Source organism: Pseudomonas sp. NFX183 (assembly GCF_047943075.1).
In the GTDB taxonomy this organism is placed as follows: domain Bacteria; phylum Pseudomonadota; class Gammaproteobacteria; order Pseudomonadales; family Pseudomonadaceae; genus Aquipseudomonas.
In genome coordinates this window covers 4,463,122-4,480,302 of sequence record NZ_CP181333.1, presented here as the reverse complement: position 1 = coordinate 4,480,302, position 17,181 = coordinate 4,463,122, and the positions used below count along the sequence as shown (strand labels likewise).

Annotated in this window: 11 protein-coding genes; 10 read left to right on the top strand and 1 reads right to left on the bottom strand. The window is 62.1% G+C overall.

Annotation, left to right across the window (positions count from 1 at the left end):
- Window positions 1-186: 186 nt before the first annotated feature.
- Entirely contained in the window at window positions 187-2,544 is a 2,358-nt protein-coding gene (locus ACM530_RS21025; RefSeq protein ID WP_416363052.1) for an FdhF/YdeP family oxidoreductase, read from the top strand.
- Here ACM530_RS21025 and ACM530_RS21020 read toward each other — a convergent pair.
- Window positions 2,487-3,008: a chemotaxis protein CheY gene (locus ACM530_RS21020; protein ID WP_145165906.1), complete on the bottom strand. Its 522-nt coding sequence runs from the start codon at window positions 3,006-3,008 to the stop codon at window positions 2,487-2,489. The two genes, ACM530_RS21025 and ACM530_RS21020, sit on opposite strands and share 58 nt — an antisense overlap.
- 220 nt (window positions 3,009-3,228) lie before the next feature.
- Between ACM530_RS21020 and ACM530_RS21015 the strand changes: the two genes are divergently transcribed.
- The 9 genes from ACM530_RS21015 to ACM530_RS20975 all read left to right on the top strand — a co-directional run bounded on the left by ACM530_RS21015 (window position 3,229) and on the right by ACM530_RS20975 (window position 17,073).
- Window positions 3,229-3,900: a molecular chaperone gene (locus tag ACM530_RS21015; protein ID WP_416363051.1), complete on the top strand. Its 672-nt coding sequence runs from the start codon at window positions 3,229-3,231 to the stop codon at window positions 3,898-3,900.
- 50 nt (window positions 3,901-3,950) lie between these two features.
- On the top strand, window positions 3,951-4,907 hold the full coding sequence (locus tag ACM530_RS21010) for a fimbrial protein (protein WP_256676528.1): 957 nt from the start codon (window positions 3,951-3,953) through the stop codon (window positions 4,905-4,907).
- A gap of 57 nt (window positions 4,908-4,964) precedes the next feature.
- Entirely contained in the window at window positions 4,965-7,763 is a 2,799-nt protein-coding gene (locus tag ACM530_RS21005) for an ATP-binding protein (protein ID WP_416363050.1), read from the top strand.
- Window positions 7,750-8,943 carry an EAL domain-containing protein gene (locus ACM530_RS21000; protein ID WP_106578938.1) on the top strand — a complete coding sequence of 398 codons (1,194 nt, stop codon included), beginning with the start codon at window positions 7,750-7,752 and terminating at the stop codon, window positions 8,941-8,943. The genes ACM530_RS21005 and ACM530_RS21000 overlap by 14 nt, the downstream gene beginning before the upstream one ends.
- Window positions 8,944-9,026: 83 nt before the next feature.
- The gene (locus ACM530_RS20995) at window positions 9,027-12,200 is read left to right on the top strand and encodes a response regulator (protein ID WP_416363049.1); all 3,174 of its coding nucleotides are present in this window, start codon (window positions 9,027-9,029) and stop codon (window positions 12,198-12,200) included.
- Window positions 12,201-12,223: 23 nt separating this feature from the next.
- A complete protein-coding gene (locus tag ACM530_RS20990; protein WP_416363048.1) occupies window positions 12,224-12,871 on the top strand; it encodes a response regulator in 648 nt (215 codons plus the stop codon).
- A gap of 194 nt (window positions 12,872-13,065) precedes the next feature.
- Window positions 13,066-13,668 carry a fimbrial protein gene (locus tag ACM530_RS20985; RefSeq protein ID WP_145165911.1) on the top strand — a complete coding sequence of 201 codons (603 nt, stop codon included), beginning with the start codon at window positions 13,066-13,068 and terminating at the stop codon, window positions 13,666-13,668.
- A 77-nt stretch (window positions 13,669-13,745) separates the two neighbouring features.
- Complete coding sequence (locus tag ACM530_RS20980) at window positions 13,746-14,477, top strand: molecular chaperone (RefSeq protein WP_416363047.1); 732 nt, start codon at window positions 13,746-13,748, stop codon at window positions 14,475-14,477.
- A gap of 85 nt (window positions 14,478-14,562) precedes the next feature.
- Complete coding sequence (locus tag ACM530_RS20975) at window positions 14,563-17,073, top strand: fimbria/pilus outer membrane usher protein (protein ID WP_404483587.1); 2,511 nt, start codon at window positions 14,563-14,565, stop codon at window positions 17,071-17,073.
- Window positions 17,074-17,181: the final 108 nt, after the last annotated feature.

The following is a 17,181-nucleotide window of genomic DNA, read 5'->3' as shown; positions in this document are numbered from 1 at the left end:
GCAGCGACGACTGAATAAATGCGGCCGTCTTGATTGATAGGGCCGAGGCAGAGAAACGGATGTTCAACAAATCCGCACGGCGTCGGACGAGCGGTTAGCCTGCCGCCCGGAAGCCCGCTCGAACCTTTTGCCAAGCGTACTCGTCGTAACGTTATCCCTCACCGATAAAGCCCTCAGGTGCAGCCCATGCTCATCTATCCAAAAGCCCACTTTCACCCCTACACCCACGCGAGCGGCGGCTGGGGCTCGGCACAGTCGGTGATGAAAATCCTCTGGCGCGAGCAAGCCTTTGCCAAGGCCACCAAAGCGCTGCTCAAACAGAACAAGCCCGATGGCTTCGCCTGCGTCAGTTGCGCCTGGGCCAAACCCGGCAAGCCACATGCCCTGGAGTTCTGCGAAAACGGCGCCAAGGCCACGGCCTGGGAACTGACCTCGCTCAAGACCTCACCTGCGTTCTTCGCCGAACACTCGCTCAGTGAACTGCGCCAATGGTCTGACTACGCACTGGAGCAACACGGTCGACTGACCCATCCGATGCGCTACGACGCGGCCACCGACCGCTACCGCGAAACGTCATGGGAGGAGGCTTACCGCGAGATCGGTGCGCAATTGCAAACGCTGCAACCTGACAGCGTGGTGTTTTACGCCTCGGGCCGCGCCTCGCTGGAAACCTCGTTCATGTACCAGCTGTTCGCCCGGGCCTATGGCACCAACAACCTGCCCGACAGTTCAAATATGTGCCACGAAAGCACCTCGGTCGGCCTGCAGGAAAGTATCGGCATCCCTGTCGGCAGCGTGACGCTGGAAGATTTCGAGCACACCGACTGCCTGTTTTTCTTCGGCCAGAATGTCGGCAGCAATGCCCCGCGCATGCTTCACCAGTTGCAGGATGCGCGCAAACGCGACGTGCCGATCATCACCTTCAACCCCTTGCGCGAACGCGGACTGGAACGCTTCGTCAATCCGCAATCACCGGTAGAAATGCTCACCCCCGAATCCACCGTGATCAGTACCCAGTATCACCAGGTGGCGATCGGTGGCGACACGGCCGCCCTGCTCGGCCTGGCTAAAGTGCTGCTGGAGCTGGACGACCAGGCGCAGCGCGACGGGCGTGCGCCGGTACTCGACTACGCCTTTATCGCCGAACACACCGAAGGCTTCGAGGCGTTTGCGGCGATGGTTCGCGCCGCGCAGTGGCCGACCATCGAGCGCCGCTCCGGCCTGAGCCGCGGCGCCCTGGAAGCGGCCGCGCAGGTGTACGCGCGCAGTAACCGGGTCATGATGATCTACGGCATGGGCCTGACCCAGCATCGGCACGGGGTGCAAAACGTGCAGATGCTGGTGAACCTGTTGCTGATGCGCGGCAATTTCGGCAAGCCGGGCGCAGGCATCTGCCCGGTGCGCGGCCACTCCAATGTGCAGGGCCAGCGCACGGTGGGCATTACCGAAGACCCGAAAAAAGTCCCGGTCGAGCTGATCGAGCAGCAGTTCGGTTTCAAGGTGCCGGAGCAAATGGGCCTGTGCACGGTGGACGCCTGCGAAGGCATTCTGGCCGGGCGTGTGCGCGGCTTCATCGGCCTGGGCGGCAACTTCCTGCGCGCGATTCCCGACACCTCGCGCATGGAGCCGGCCTGGCAAACCTTGCAACTCAATGTGCAGATCGCGACCAAACTCAATCGCACGCACTTGCTGCCCGCGCAACACCAGTGGCTGCTGCCGTGCCTGGGGCGTATCGAAATCGACCGGCAGCAGGGTGTCGAGCAAACCTGGGCCACCGAGGACAGCACCGGCTGCATCCACGGCTGGCATGGCAGCGCCGAACCGGTCAGCGCCCACGTGCGCGCCGAGGCCAGCATCGTCGCCGGCCTGGCCCAGGCCACGTTGCCAGCGGGCGGCTCGATTGACTGGCAGGGCTGGAGCGCGGACTACTCAAAAGTGCGCAGCGCCATTAGCCTCATCTACCCGCAGATCTTCCACGACATGGAAACCCGCATGGCCGAACCGGGAGGTTTTCACCGCCCCATCGCCGTTGCGCAGCGCGAATGGCTGACCGACAGCGGCAAGGCACAGTTCGTGCTGCCCGCCACGCTCAATGAAGACGATGACGTCAACACCGATGTGCTGGCGCGTGACGTGCTGCAACTGATGACGCTGCGCAGCAACGACCAGTTCAACACCACGATCTACGGCTACGAGGATCGCTTTCGCGGCATCAGTGGCACGCGCGAGGTGATCTTCATGCACCGCAACGATATCGCGCGGCTGGGTTTCGAGAACGGTCAGGGGGTGATGTTGACCACCGCCATAGAGCCTGAGGTCAAGCGCCAGGTCGGCCCGCTGGAAATCGTTGCGTATGACATCCCCGAAGGCTGCGCCGCGGCGTATTACCCCGAATGCAACCCGCTGGTGCCGCTCTGGCACCATGCCGAACGCAGCAAGGTGCCGGCGGCCAAATCAGTGCCGATACGCTTGAGCCTGCCGATTGATCAACGCTTGGGCGAGAGCCCGACCGCGCAGGCCACCACCGCCGGATCGCCCTGGTAGATCGCGCGTGGCACCGCTGACGGCACGCTGGTCCGGCTGTCAACGGCGCGCAGCACCGGGCGTTCGACGGTTGGCAGGCTATGGTCCGGATCGACCACTTCCATGCAGCGACGCAGCGAGTTGAAATCCGGCGATTGCGACAGCGACAAGTGCAGGGTCTGGCTGACCGATACCGACACCACCGAGCTTTGCGCACATTGCCCGTCGTAGATCAGCGTGTGGCGAATCAGCGGGTTGTCATGGCAATACTTCAACAGGTTGACCTGCCGCGAGTGCACCAGCGCGGTGTTGATGATCAACAGGTCGAACGCCACGACGCCCGAACGTGTCAATACCTGCAGTTCGTCGAACGAGCTCAAGGGGACGATACGGTGATAGCCCAGCTGGTTGAGCATTTTCTCGATCTTGATCCGTTGCAGAATGTCTGCATCGGCAATCAGAAGGCGTAACGCTTTATTGGACATAGGTAAACCTGACAGTTGGGCATCCGCGTCGTTCATTCAACGCTGACCACGTTACCTGTCAGGGGTGAAACCTGACTTTAAGGCGATTCTGAAACGGTAACCGGGTACAGCCGCGCACTTTTAAGAATCGCCTGAAAGCCCCCGCTGCGCCCTGCCCCTACCATGGGCCGCGTTCCCCCACGCTCCCATGGATTCATCTGTGCTCATGTTTTTACTCAGAATGATGATTTTAGCCTGCGGATTGCTGGCCCTTGCACCGCCGCCTGCCAGTGCAGCGCTGAAGGTCGAAGGCACGCGCCTGATCTATTTCGGCCACGACCGCGAAGCCAACATCGGCGTGGTCAACCAGGCTGCACGGGAAGTGGTGGTGCAAACCTGGATCAGCGGCGAGGACGAAGCCAGCAGCCACAGCGTGCCGTTTGCCGCCACCGAGCCGTTGGTGCAACTGGGCGCTGGCGAGCATCATCAGTTACGCATCCTGTATGCCGGTGAAGGGTTGCCCAGCGACCGTGAATCGCTGTTCTGGCTGAACATCATGGAGATCCCGCTCAAGCCGGAAGACCCCAACAGCGTGCAGTTTGCGATACGCCAGCGGCTCAAGCTGTTCTATCGGCCACCCGCGCTCAAAGGCGGCTCGGCCGACGCGGTGCAGCAGCTGCAATGGCGCAGCAACGATGGGCACACCGTCACGGTCAGCAATCCCAGCGCCTTTCACCTGTCGCTGGTGAACCTGCAAACCGACGGCCAGGTGCTCAGTGATTACCTGCTGCTCAAGCCTTTCGAGCGCAAAACCCTGACCGCGCCAGGCCCGTTGCCCAAAGGCACCACCCTCCACTTCACCGAAATCACCGATATCGGTTTGCAAGCCCGCCACAGCGCGGCGCTCAACTGATGGTTCGCGGGGTATTTGCACCAATGTCACTCACCAAACGAATACTATCCATGCTGCTGTGGGCCTGCGCAGTCCTGCCCGCCACCAGCCATGCGCTGGCCTGCCGTGAGGACGGCAGCGACTCGATCATTACCAAAGAAGCCTTGGGCACCGCCCTGGCGGTGGCGGCCGATGCGCCAAACGGCAGCATTATCTGGGAGTCCGGCCCACGCTCCACCAATGTGATTTGCAAAGATGACTACTACTACGGCCGCGAGGAAATCTACTTCTACGTCAACCCGGCCAACGTCAGCATCGGCACGGGTATCCGCGTGGGTATTCGCTATAACAACCAGCCGATCACCCAAAGTACCGGCAAGGTCGGCACCGGGTTCTTTTCCGACCGCGGCTGCAATCTGACCAACTGCAAAGGCTGGGAAAAGGCGCGCTTCACCCTCAACTTCAGCGTATTCATCGAGAAATACGACCCGACGCCTCCCAGTGGCCAGGCCAGTACCCTGACCGAGTATCGGGTGTTCCAGCTGGACGGCGTGCGCGGGCTGAACTCAAGGCCCAACAGCAACTTCAACTACGTGGTCACCGGCATGAACGGCATCCGCTTCGTGCCCTGTACCCCCGAGCTGACGATCAGCCCCAGCGTGGTCAGCTTCCCGATGCCCTCGCGCAAGTTTGCAATCGGCGAAGTCGCCAGCACCGCAAACTTCAGCTTGAACCTGCGCAAAGGCTGCGACACGCCTTATACCGTCAGCGCGCGCTTCGCCACCACGCCGGGTGGCGGCAGTGTGATCAATGGGTTGCTGGTACCGGACAACAATAAATCGGTGGGCATCGCCCTGTCCCGCGCCGAGAGCCAACAGCAATTGCCGTTCGACAATTGGTTCACGCTGCAGAACCTCATGGGCCTGGGCCAGAGCCACGACGAATTCCGCGCCGATTTGAAATGGCGCACCCTGCCGATTCCCGGCGCATTCGAGGCCGCGGTGGTGGTGGATATGTATTACAAATAGCTGATTTTTAAGGATCGTCTTATGCCACGCGACACGGCCGACGCTTAAAGTCCGCCGATGCGATTGAAAAGTTATCTGCTCCAGATCAACCCCGTCCTCTCCCGACCCGAAGCAGCCAGAAGGCTGCTTCGTATTTTCGCGACCGTGCTGCTCATCGGCATCCTCAGCGGCGTTTACACCTTTCTGCTGTCCACCTTCAACAACGATATTTCCCAACGCCGTGGCTACATGAGCAGCGCCATCGCCGAAGCCCATACGTTTTTCACCAATCGCGAGGCGCTGCTTGAAAGCCTCAGCCTCTCGGCGGTGCGCAAGCAGTCGAGGATTTCCCCCTCCTCTCCCGAAGAGGAGCATGTGCAGCTGGGAGACACGCCGGGCAACCAGTGGAGCATCTGGCTGACGGCACGCCTGCGCGACTACCTCAAGGCCAAGCAACTCAACCTGCTGTACGTGAACGCCGGCCCTACCCCGCAGGTGACACGGGTGTATGACGCGACCGCGCAAGTCCTGCCGATTTCCAAGTGCATGCTCAACCGCCTCAAGGCCTTGCAGCACAGCGATCCGTCCACCCTCAACGAGTTGTGGCTGAGCGACCGCACCGAACACCATTCGCACCTGTACATATTCATCCGTCTGGATCGCCAAGACCCCACTTCCGGCTGGCTGGGTCTGGAAATGGAAAGCCGTGAAGTGTCCTCGACCCTCAGCGACCAGAGCGCCGGCGAGTTCATGATGCTCAACTCCCAGGGCATGCTGGTATTTACCAACAGCGACGACACGCAGATGCGCCAGCAACACCTCAGGCCCAAGGAAGAAAGCTTTTTCGGCTTTGTCGGCAACGGCTTGCTGCCCGATCACCTGGTGATCCGCAAGCACCTGAAATCCTCGGACTGGCAGTTGATGTATTCCATCGACCTGCGCGCGGTGGTCACCGGCTTGTGGAAACAGCTACTGGGTTCGCTGCTGTTCTGCCTGTTCAGCCTGACGCTGATCTGGCTGGTGATGCGCCGCGTCGACCAGCGCTTCATCATTCCCTCGATCCATCGCATCCAGGCGCTGATCGAAAGCGAGGCGTTCGGCCGCGATGTGATCCAGACCGCGCCTGTCGCCCTGTGCGTACTGCGCCGTACCGACGGCCAGGTGGTGCTGGAAAACACCCTCGCCCAGCAATGGCTGGGCCACGGCCCGGAGCGCGAGGCGTTGCGCGCCGGTTGGATCGCGCAAGCCTACGCCGGTGAGCCGTCCGAACGCAGCGATTACTTTGAAACCATCGACGGCCGTCACCTGTACCTGAGCAGCGCGCCGACCCGTTACAGGGGCGAAGACGTGCTGTTTTGCGCCTTCAGCGATATCAGCGCACGCAAACAAGTGGAAGCGGCGCTGGAAGAAGCGCGGCAGTCGGCAGACGCCGCCAACGCCGCCAAGACCTTGTTCCTGGCGACCATGAGCCATGAAATCCGCACGCCGCTGTACGGCGTGCTCGGCACCCTGGAATTGCTGGCGCGCACACAACTGGACGCCCAGCAGAAAGACTATCTGCAGGCCATCGAAGGGTCTTCCTCGACCTTGCTGCAACTGATCTGCGACGTGCTTGACGTGTCGAAGATCGAAGCCGGGCAGCTGGCTCTTGAAATGAGCGAGTTTTCGCCGCTGGACCTGGTCCACGAAATCATTCAGGGCTACGCCGCGGCCGCCCAGGGCAAAGGTTTGCAGCTGTATGCCTGCTTCGACCCGAAGCTGCCGGAACGGCTGATCGGCGACGTGACACGCATTCGCCAGATCCTCAACAACCTGCTCAACAACGCCGTGAAGTTCACCGACTACGGGCGCGTGGTGCTGCGCGTCAAAGTGCTTGGCCGCGATGGCGAGCGCTCCAGTGTGTTGTGGCAAGTCTCGGACACCGGCAAAGGCATCGCCCAGGAAGACCAGGCGATGATTTTCGAGCCCTTCTACCAGAGCGAAGGCAACACTAACGTGGTTGCCGGCACCGGCCTGGGCCTGCCGATCTGCCAGCGCCTCACCGAATTGATGAACGGCAATATCCGCATGGTCAGCGAACTGGGTCTGGGCAGCAGCTTCAGCCTGATCCTGCCGCTGGAAGAAGCGCCGACGCCACCGATGACACCGCTGCTGGCCGAGACGATCTACGTGGTGTCGCCCATCCCGGAACTGGCGCATTCGATCAGCGGCTGGCTGCGCCGCTGGGGTGCCCGCGCTCAGACCGGGCTGCCGACGCTGCCGGAAAGCCATCTGCTGCTGCAAGTGCATCCCGGCAGCGTCGATCCATCGCTGGCGCCCGAGTGGCCGGGCCCGGTGATTCACGTCAGCAGCCATGCCTGCACCGCGCTGGAGGCCGAGGCCGGCGCCTGGCACGTCAACCTCAACCACTTGGGCGCTGTTCATCAGGCCGTGAGCCAGGCCCAGGGGCTGTGGGTGGCTCGCGCTGGTGAGCAGACGCGTCAGCGTGACTTGAACAAACTCAACCTGCACCTGCTGGTGGCCGAGGACAACATCATCAACCAGCTGATTTTGCGTGACCAACTCGAAGAACTCGGCTGCACCGTGGAGCTGGCGGCCGATGGTCAGGAAGCGTTGCAGCTGTACACCGCCGGCAACTTCGACGTGGTGCTGACGGACGTGAACATGCCCCACATCAACGGCTATGAACTGGCGCGCGAACTGCGTCGTCAGGGCTGCCCGTTGCCGATTATCGGGGCCACCGCCAACGCCATGCGCGGCGAGGCCGACCTGTGCCTGGCCGCCGGCATGAACCATTGCCTGGTCAAACCCTTTGCGTTGCGGGCTCTATTCAACTCCCTGGCGCCTTATGCACGGATCACCCATGAAGCCCCTTAGTATTTTGATTGTTGAGGACCATCCCCTGCAGCACATCTACCTGCAGCACCTGCTCAGTGAGTTGGGGGATTTCATGCTCGAAACCGCCGAGGACGGTAAAGAAGCGCTGGAGCGTCTGCGCCAGCGCGATTTTGACCTGGTACTGACCGACCTGCTGATGCCCGGCATGGACGGCGTGCAGTTTATCCAGTGCCTGGCCAGCCTGCGCTGCAAGCCGGCGCTGGCGATCATGAGCGCGGCGTCGCGGCGCATGCTGATGGCGGCCAGCCTGGTGGCGAAAAACCTCGATGTGGAAGTGATCGGGCTGATCTCCAAACCGGTCGCCGCCGACGCCCTGCGCAGCCTCGTCGACCAACTCAGGAACACAGTGCGCAAGCCCTCCCCCGAATTGCCCGAGCACCTGGACATCGACCGCCACACCCTGGTGCACGCCATGAGCAGCGGCCAACTGCAGGCCTGGTTCCAACCGAAAAAGTCCCTCGCCAACGGCCGCATCGTCGCCGCCGAAGCCCTGGTGCGCTGGATGCACCCCGAGCAAGGCGTGATGCTGCCCGCCGCGTTCCTGCCGGCGATCAAGGCATTCGAGCTGGAGGAGCGATTGTTGTGGGTGGTACTCAAACAGGCGATCCACGCCCAGGAACGCTGGCGCCAGCGTGGCTACGAAATACCGGTGTCGATCAACTTGCCCACGCACCTGCTCAACAGCCATGACCTGGCCGACCGCTTGCTGGAATTCGTGCTGCACCACGATGGCATTCCGGGAATGATCTGCTTCGAACTGATGGAATGCTCGGTGCCCCAGGACATCAGCAACTTCTACGCCGGCGCCTGCCGCCTGCGCATCAAGGGCTTCGGCCTGTCCCAGGATGATTTCGGCAAGGGCTACAGCTCGTACTTGAACCTGGTCTCCACGCCGTTTACCGAATTGAAGATCGACCAGGCACTGGTGCAGGGCTGCCACGACAACGAGGGCATGGCGCAGGCCCTGGCAAGCATCATCGCGCTGGGCCGCAAACTTGGTCTCACGGTGGTGGCTGAAGGGGTGGAAACGCCGCAGCAACTGGCTCTGCTGCGCAAGGTCGACTGCAATCAGGTGCAGGGTTTCCTGATTTCACACGCGGTCTCTTCAGAACAATTTCAACAACTTCTGAACAATGATGGCCCCGCGACATCTCACTAGCTAGCGGCCGCGGATTATCTGTTCGATAGTAAGGAGTCAGCTCCATCCTGTGCCGATTTATCCTGCGCCTGCGGAAACCCCTGATGAAGCACAACAACGCGGTCCTCGAAGCCTTCACCCGCAGCTCGTCGCGCCTGAACAAAGGCCTGATGGTGCTGCTCGGGATCGCGTTGCTGTTGGTGCTGACCAACTACTGGTCACTGCAACGCGGGGTCGAAACCCGTTACGGCGCCACGCGTTTTCATTTTGCGCGCCTGATGGAGAACCTGGCGGAGCAGGAGTCGTACCTCAAGAGTCTGACGCATCCGGGCATCCAGGCCGAACTGTTGCGCGCCACCAACGTTCAGGTCAGCCTCAAAAGCCGCATGGTCGACAACCACCGCACGCTGTACGAAGGCCAGAAATATTCGTTTTCGGTGCCGTTCAGCGTCAAGTTTGACGAGCAGCAGATCAGCGCTGCCGCCCGGTCGCAGATTTTTGCCCTGGGCGCACACCTCACCAGCTATTACAGCGCCTTCTGGTCGTCATCACCCTATGAAGCGCCACAAACCTTTCTGCTCAATCGTCAGACGCCTTACGCCATCACCATTCCGTCGGTGGGCTACCAGCGTCGAGAAAGTACCGAGGAAACCGGCAACCTGGTGGCGCTGGTCAACGCGGTGCAACAGACCCTCGAGCAGACGCCGCAGCCGCTGGAACAGAACCGCGTGTACTGGCAGGCCGGTCCCGCACCTGCGCACCTGCTGGCCTATATCGGCCTGCCCCTCGACGGCCAGGGCCAGGCGGTGGTCGGCACCTTGCTCGACGTGGCTCAGGTTGACGATGTGCAGCGCGCCCTGGACCACTCGGCCTTTGACCGCTTCACCCTGATTGCCCCCGACGGCAGCCGGCTGGTCGGGCCAGACGTCGGTGTGCCGCTCAGCGATGGCGTGCACTTCAGGGCCGACGGCTTCGAATTCAAGATTACCCAACGCGGCGACCAGCCCTGGAGCGCAATCTATGGGCTGAACTACTCGCACTTTTTCCATTCGGCCTTGTGGCCGCTGAGCAGCCTGGCCCTGTTGCTGGGCATCCTGATTACGCTGTGCTGGGGCGGTAACCGCTGGTACCGGCGCCAGGTGATCAACCCCGCGCGCCTGGCGCACGAACGCATCGCCGAAAGCGTGGCGTTCAGCCGCGTGATCATCGACACCGCGCCCACTGGCCTGTGCGTGGTGCGGCGCAGTGACGGCAAGGTGTTGATCGAGAACCAGCGGGCCCAGCAATGGCCAGGCACCGCGCGGCTGGTCTCCGCATTGACCGGTGTGCATGACAGCGCCGACAGCGGCGAGACGCACCTGGAGATCGAAGGCCGCCACCTGCAGATCGGCTTCGTCTCCACCCGTTACCAGGCCGAAGACGTGCGCCTGTATGCATTCAACGACATCACCCGGCATATCGAAGATGCCCAGTCGTTAGAGGACGCCCGCCACGCCGCCGATGCCGCCAACGAGGCCAAGACGCTGTTCCTGGCGACCATGAGCCATGAAATTCGCACGCCGTTGTATGGCGTGCTCGGCACTCTGGAACTGCTCGGCCTGACCGACCTGGACCCGCACCAGAAAACCTACCTGCAGACCATACAGCGTTCGTCCGCGACGCTGTTCCAGCTGATCAGCGACGTGCTCGACGTGTCGAAAATCGAGTCCGGGCAAATGGCGATTGAAGCCGTGGAGTTCTGCCCGCTGGACATGCTCGAAGACACCCTGCACACCTACGCCGCCTTCGCCCAGCGCAAGGGGTTGCAGCTTTACAGTTGCATCGACCCGCAGCTGCCCGACAGCGTACTGGGCGACCCGATGCGCATTCGCCAGATTCTCAACAACCTGGTGAGCAACGCGCTCAAATTCACCGACATCGGGCGCGTGGTGATCCGCGCCCGGGTCACGGCGTGCGACGCCGAGTACGTCAACCTGGAATGGCAGGTCACCGACTCTGGCGTGGGCATCCCCGAGGCGCAGCAGGCCAAGCTGTTCGATGTGTTTTACCAGGCTCCCGACACCGCCGGCGAAGGCGGCGCCGGGCTGGGGCTGCCGATTTGCCGCTGGCTGGCGCAAATGATGGACGGCGAGATCAAAGTGGTCAGCGAGCCCGGCCTGGGCAGCAGCTTCACCCTGAAAATACGCCTGCCGCTGAGCAGCGGTGCGCTGACCAACCCGCCGCTGATCGAACCCAGCGCGACGCCTGTGTATGTGCAGGCGCCGGTGCGCGAGCTGGCGCAGTCGCTGTGTGACTGGCTCAATCGCCTGGGCATTGCCGCGGCCCTGGCGGCGCCCACGCCGGAACAGGACAGCCGCCAGGCGGTGCTGGTCGATCTGCTGCCCAGCGAGCCCGCCCGCCAATGGGCCGGGCAACGCGTGCTGTGCCTGCCCGGCGCGCACAGCCCGCCGCTGCACACGGCGCAGGGCTGGGTCGTGGACGTGCACGACGTACGGGCTATCGCCACCACCGTGTCGCTGGCCCAGCATGGCAAGCATGAGCAACCGCCGGCGGCCCTGCCACAAAGCGCCGGGCAGCTTGGGTTGCGCATCCTGGTGGCCGAGGACAACCCGATCAATCAGGCGATCATCAAGGAACAACTGGAGGCGCTCGGCTGCTCGGTGACCCTGGCCGCCAACGGCGAGCAGGCGCTGCAGTTGTGGCAACCGCAAGCCTTCGACCTGGTGTTGACCGACGTGAACATGCCCTTGATGAATGGTTATGAGCTGGCCCGCACGCTCAGGGCGCATGACCCGCAATTGCCGATCATCGGCGTGACCGCCAACGCCATGCGCGAGGAAGGCGTGCGTTGCCTGGCGGTCGGCATGAACGCCTGGATCGTCAAACCCCTGAGCCTGCAAACCCTGCGCGCGCAGTTGGTCAAGCTGTGCCAGATCAAGGCGCCGGTCGAACCGCCGCCCGCGCCGTTCGACGACCACGTGCAGCTGTCGGACAAGATGCGCCCGCTGTTCATCAGCAGCGTGCAGCAAGATTTGCAGCGACTCGGCGCGGCACTGGCGCAGCGTGATGCGCGCGCGCTCGCCCAACTGCTGCATTCGGCCGCCGGCGCACTGGGCGCCGTGCAGGCGCTCCCTCTGGCCCAAGCCTGCATCGAGCTGGAAAACGCACTGAACCGCGGCAGCCTCGACACCACGCTTGAGCTCAAGGTGAAGGCGGTGATGCAACGACTGTCGGCCGTCCTGGACACTCTCCAGCCCGGGCACACTTCCCTCACTTGAACTGGCACTACGGACGGCCCTTTATGAAAAAATTCAACGTGGTTATCGCGGACGATCACCCGATCGTGCTGCTCGGGGTACGCGAACTGGTGGAGCGCGACACGCGCTTTCAAGTCGTGGGCGAAGCGGTGTGTTCGGCGGGCCTGATCGAGCTGTTGCAGCGCCAGGGCGCCGACATCGTGATCACCGATTACAACATGCCCGGCGACTCGCCCTACGGCGATGGGCTGAAGCTGGTGGAGTACCTGAAACGGCATTTTCCGCAGGTGCAGATTTTGATCCTGACGATGATCTCCAACCACCTGATCCTCACGCGTCTGCAAGAGCTGGGCGTGGTCGGCATCATCCAGAAAAGCCAGTTGCACACCGAGATTCAACTGGCGCTCAAGGCGATTGCGCAACAGAGCGCCTACCGCAGCCTGGAGCCGCCCAAGACCTCGGTGATCGAGACCCTCACGGCCATCGACCAGCGCTTTACCAGCTTGTCGCCCAAAGAGTTCGAGATCTTGCGTTTGTTTATTTCCGGCATGAGCGTGAGTGATATTGCGCGCAGCCAGAACCGCAGTTCAAAGACCATCAGCGCACAAAAAATATCGGCCATGCGCAAACTTGAAGTGAGCAGCGACCAGGACCTTCTCGCCTATTGCCTGGCGCGCAATATCTTCAACTAAGCACACCGTGCAAGCCATTCCCGGGCAATGGCTTGGCCCCCTGTTTGCGGGCTCAAAAACTGCCTTGCGGTGCAACTAACCCGTCTATTGCGCGGCTTATAAGAATCGTCTTATTCGCTCGCAGCGCCTGCCCTCTTATTCTTTCCTCGCAGTTCAACAACCGCATTTTCCAACTAACACTTACGGACATCATCATGAAGAAGTTTTCCCTGGCTGTTATCGCCTCGGCCATTATCGCCGCCTCCGGCAGTGCATTTGCCGATGATCCGGCACCGACGCCTACCCTGGGCGGCAGCGGTAAAATTACCTTCACCGGCGTGATCAACAACGACGCCTGCTCGGTAGACGGCGCCAACTCCGATCGCAGTATTTCGGTGGACATGGGCAACGTTTCGATCAAAGACATGGGCACCGCGGAAAACCCAACCGCCGGCCGTGTAACTGCCAAAGACTTCAACCTGAACGTCAACTGCAACCAGGGCACCAAAGTCGCGATGATCTTTGACGCCAACAACGGCGGTTCGGGCCTGGTCACCGGCAAGAACGTACTGGCGCTGAACGCCGGTTCCGCTTCGGCTAAAAACGTCGGTATCGCCCTGCTCGACAGCAATGGCAGCTTGATCGACCTCAGCTCGCAGGCCACTGCGCGCATCGAAAGCACCATGCACGGCACCGGGACTGCCGGCGGCGACGCCACCCTGAGCTTTGCGGCTGCCTACGTCACCACCGGTGCTGCCGGCGCATCCACCGCCGGTCGCGGTGATGCCACCCTGCCGTTCATCCTGCAATACGAGTAACCCCGGCGCCCCGTGCACCGAACGCGCGAGGCCAAACGGCCTCGCCATTCTTTTTTTGATTACACCGGATAACCCTCATGCTGCCTCGTTCTATTGCCGCATGCCTGGGGCTGCTGGGCATGCTTCTGGCTACCCAGGCCGCCGCCAGCATTTCATTGAATGCCACCCGCATCGTGTTCGATGGCGACCACAAAGAAGCCAATATCACCGTGCGCAACGGTAACCAGGATGTGTTGATTCAGTCCTGGGTCGACATGAATGACTCCAGCGGCAGCCGTGCTCCGTTTGCCGTCACCCCGCCACTGGCCCGGGTGTTCGCCAAGGAACAGCAACTGCTGCGCATCTTGTATGAAGGCACGGGCATGCCCACGGACCGCGAGTCGGTGGTGTGGTTGAACGTGCAGGAAATTCCCAAGGCCAGCGAGACCGAGAACACCTTGCAGTTGGCCATTCGCCAACGCATCAAGATTTTTTTCCGCCCTGCCGGCCTGACCGGCAGTGCGTTGCAGGCGCCTGCACAGCTGGAGTGGACATTGGTCAAGCACGGCGCGCAAACGCTGTTGCAGGTGAAAAACCCGACGCTGTACCACGTGTCCATGGCCGACGTTAAGGTGCAGGCACAACTGGCGAGCGACTCGACCATGATCGCGCCCGGCGAGCAAAGACAGTTCGCGCTCAAGACGGCGCCAGCGCCCGGCCCGGTGCAACTGTCGTTTTCCAGCATCAATGACTACGGCGCACAGAATCATTACACCGCGCCACTTTCGGGCATCGCTGCACACGCCACCGAATCACGCCTCAACCCCTAAGCACTTTCTCTAACCCACAGGCTCACGTCGCGTGCGTGCTCGCGTGCCCGCCTGTTCGCCAATCAGGGATGTCACAGGTCTTCGCATGTCTTTTCTTTCCAGTAACAGGCCCGCGCGTGGCGCACTGAAGTTGAAGACGCTGTCGTTCGCGATTGCCGCCGGCCTGCCGGCCTGGGCGATGGCCGAGGACACTGCGCAAACCTTCAACACCACGTTCCTGCAAGGCTCGCAGTCAACGGTCGACCTGCAGCAATTGCTCTCGGCCAACAGCGTGCTGCCGGGCAATTACCGCGTCGACCTGTACAGCAACGAAGTGCTGGTGGGCCGGCGCGATATCGACTTCAAGCGCAACCCGAAAAACGACCGGGTCGAAGCCTGCCTGACCCTCGATCTGCTCAAGCAGCTGGGCATCGACATGCACCGCCTCCAGGCCGAAGGCAAAATCGACCCGCAGCAGCCGCAGGAATGCTATGCCCTCGCCGAGATGATCGAGGAGGCCAGCGTGCGTTACGACAGCAGCCGCCTGCGCCTGATGGCGAGCATTCCGCAGGTGGCCATGCAGCGCGGCATGCGCGGTTACGTCGACCCGCAACTATGGGATGACGGCGTGCCCGCAGCGTTTATCAACTACCAGCTCAACAGCAGCCGCACCGCCGGCGACTACAAAACGCGCCTCTCCAATAACCTCGGCCTGCGCAACGGTATCAACCTGGGCGCGTGGCGCCTGCGCAATGAATCGAACTTGAGCGGCGGCACCGGGCGCTCGAACACTTACACCAGCAACCGTACTTACCTGCAGCACGACGTGACGGCGATCAAGGGCCAGTTCAGCGCCGGTGAGATTTTCTCCGACACCGACCTGTTCGACAGCGTGCGTTATCGCGGCCTCAAACTGGCCTCCGATGACGGCATGCGCGCCGACAGCGAGCGCGGTTATGCGCCGGTGATCCGTGGCGTGGCGCAGACCAACGCGACGGTGGAAATCCGCCAGAACGACTACATCCTCTACACCGCCAACGTCGCGCCGGGGCCGTTCGAGATCAACGACATCTACCCCAGCGGCTCCAACGGCGACCTGCAAATCACCGTGATCGAAGCCGACGGCACGCGCCGCGTGACGATGCAGGCGTTTTCCAGCTTGCCGATCATGGTGCGTGAAGGCCAGGTCAAGTACAGCCTCTCGGCGGGTACCTTCAAGAGCAACGCCGACGGCCTGGCGAGCCCGCGTTTTCTCAGCGGCACCCTGGCGTACGGCCTGACCAGCAACCTCAGCGGGATTGTCGGGTTGCAGGCCAGCGAGGACTACAACGCACTGTCCATTGGCGCCGGCAAGAACACCTCGTTCGGCGCCTTCTCGCTGGACACGACGCATTCCTCCAGCAAGGCGCAGGGGAAAACCACCCAGGGCAGCAGCGTGCGGGCGCTGTATGCAAAGACTTTCACTGGCACCGACACCAACTTCACCCTGGCCGCCTACCGCTACTCCACCGAGGGCTACCGCACCCTCAGCGACCATGTCGAAGACAACAGCCAGGACGTGCGTGTGCGCACCGGCCACTCAAAAACCCGCACCGACCTGACCATCAACCAGAGCATCGGGCGCAACAACGAATTTGGCAGCGTGTACGTGAATGCCAGTGACCAGCGCTACTGGAACCGCGGCGGCTCGCAGAGCTTTTCGGCCGGCTACACCAGCAACTGGGGCGACCTGAGCTACAACCTCGGCGTAACGCGCACCAAGCAGATCGTCACCTGGGGCCAGCCGAGCAGCGACACGCAGTTGAACCTGTCGATTTCGTTCCCGCTGGGCAGCCAGGCCCGCGCGCCGCGCGCGTTTGTCACCACCAGCCGGCAGCACGGCGACACCACCACGCAGGCGGGCATCAATGGCTACGTCGCCGATACCAGCGACACGTTTTATTCGGTGCAGGCCGGTCACAGCGACACCAGCGGGGATTCCGGTTCGGTGAACATCAACAGCCGGACGTCCGTGGCGGATGTGAGCCTGGGCTACAGCCAGGGCCAGGGTTACAACTCGCAGAACCTCAACCTCGCCGGCTCCGTGGTCGCTCACGCAGGCGGTATCAACCTGGGGCAGACGGTCAGTGAGACCTTCGCACTGGCCGAAGTGCCAGGCATTTCCGGCGCGAAGATCAGCAGCTACAGCGGCGTAGAGACCGGCTATAACGGCTATGCAGTGATCCCCAATGCCCAGCCTTACCGGGTGAACTGGGTCAGCCTGGACACCCGCGACCTGGGCGGCAATGTGGAAATCACCAACGCCACCCAACAAGTGGTGCCGCGCCGTGGCGCGATCGTGGTGGCGCACTACAGCGGCACCACCGGGCGCCGGGTGTTGTTCGAGTTGTTTGATGCGCAGCACAAGCCTCTGTCGTTCGGGGCTTCGCTGGAAGACTCGACCGGCAAGCAACTGGCGATTGCAGACCCGAATGGCAACGCGCTGGCGTTGGTGGAAGAGGATCAGGGCACGCTGATCATCAAGTGGGGCGATCAGCAGTGCAGCGCAAGCTATGCGTTGGCGCCGCAGAACAAGGCGCTGAACTATGAGCGCCAGGCGTTGGTGTGTGGGCCTTGAAGGGGAGTTCTCTATAACATCTAACTGATGTTTGGAGATCCAATTGTGGGAGCGGGCTTGCTCGCGAAGGCAGTGTATCAGTTGATATATCCGGCGACTGATACTCCG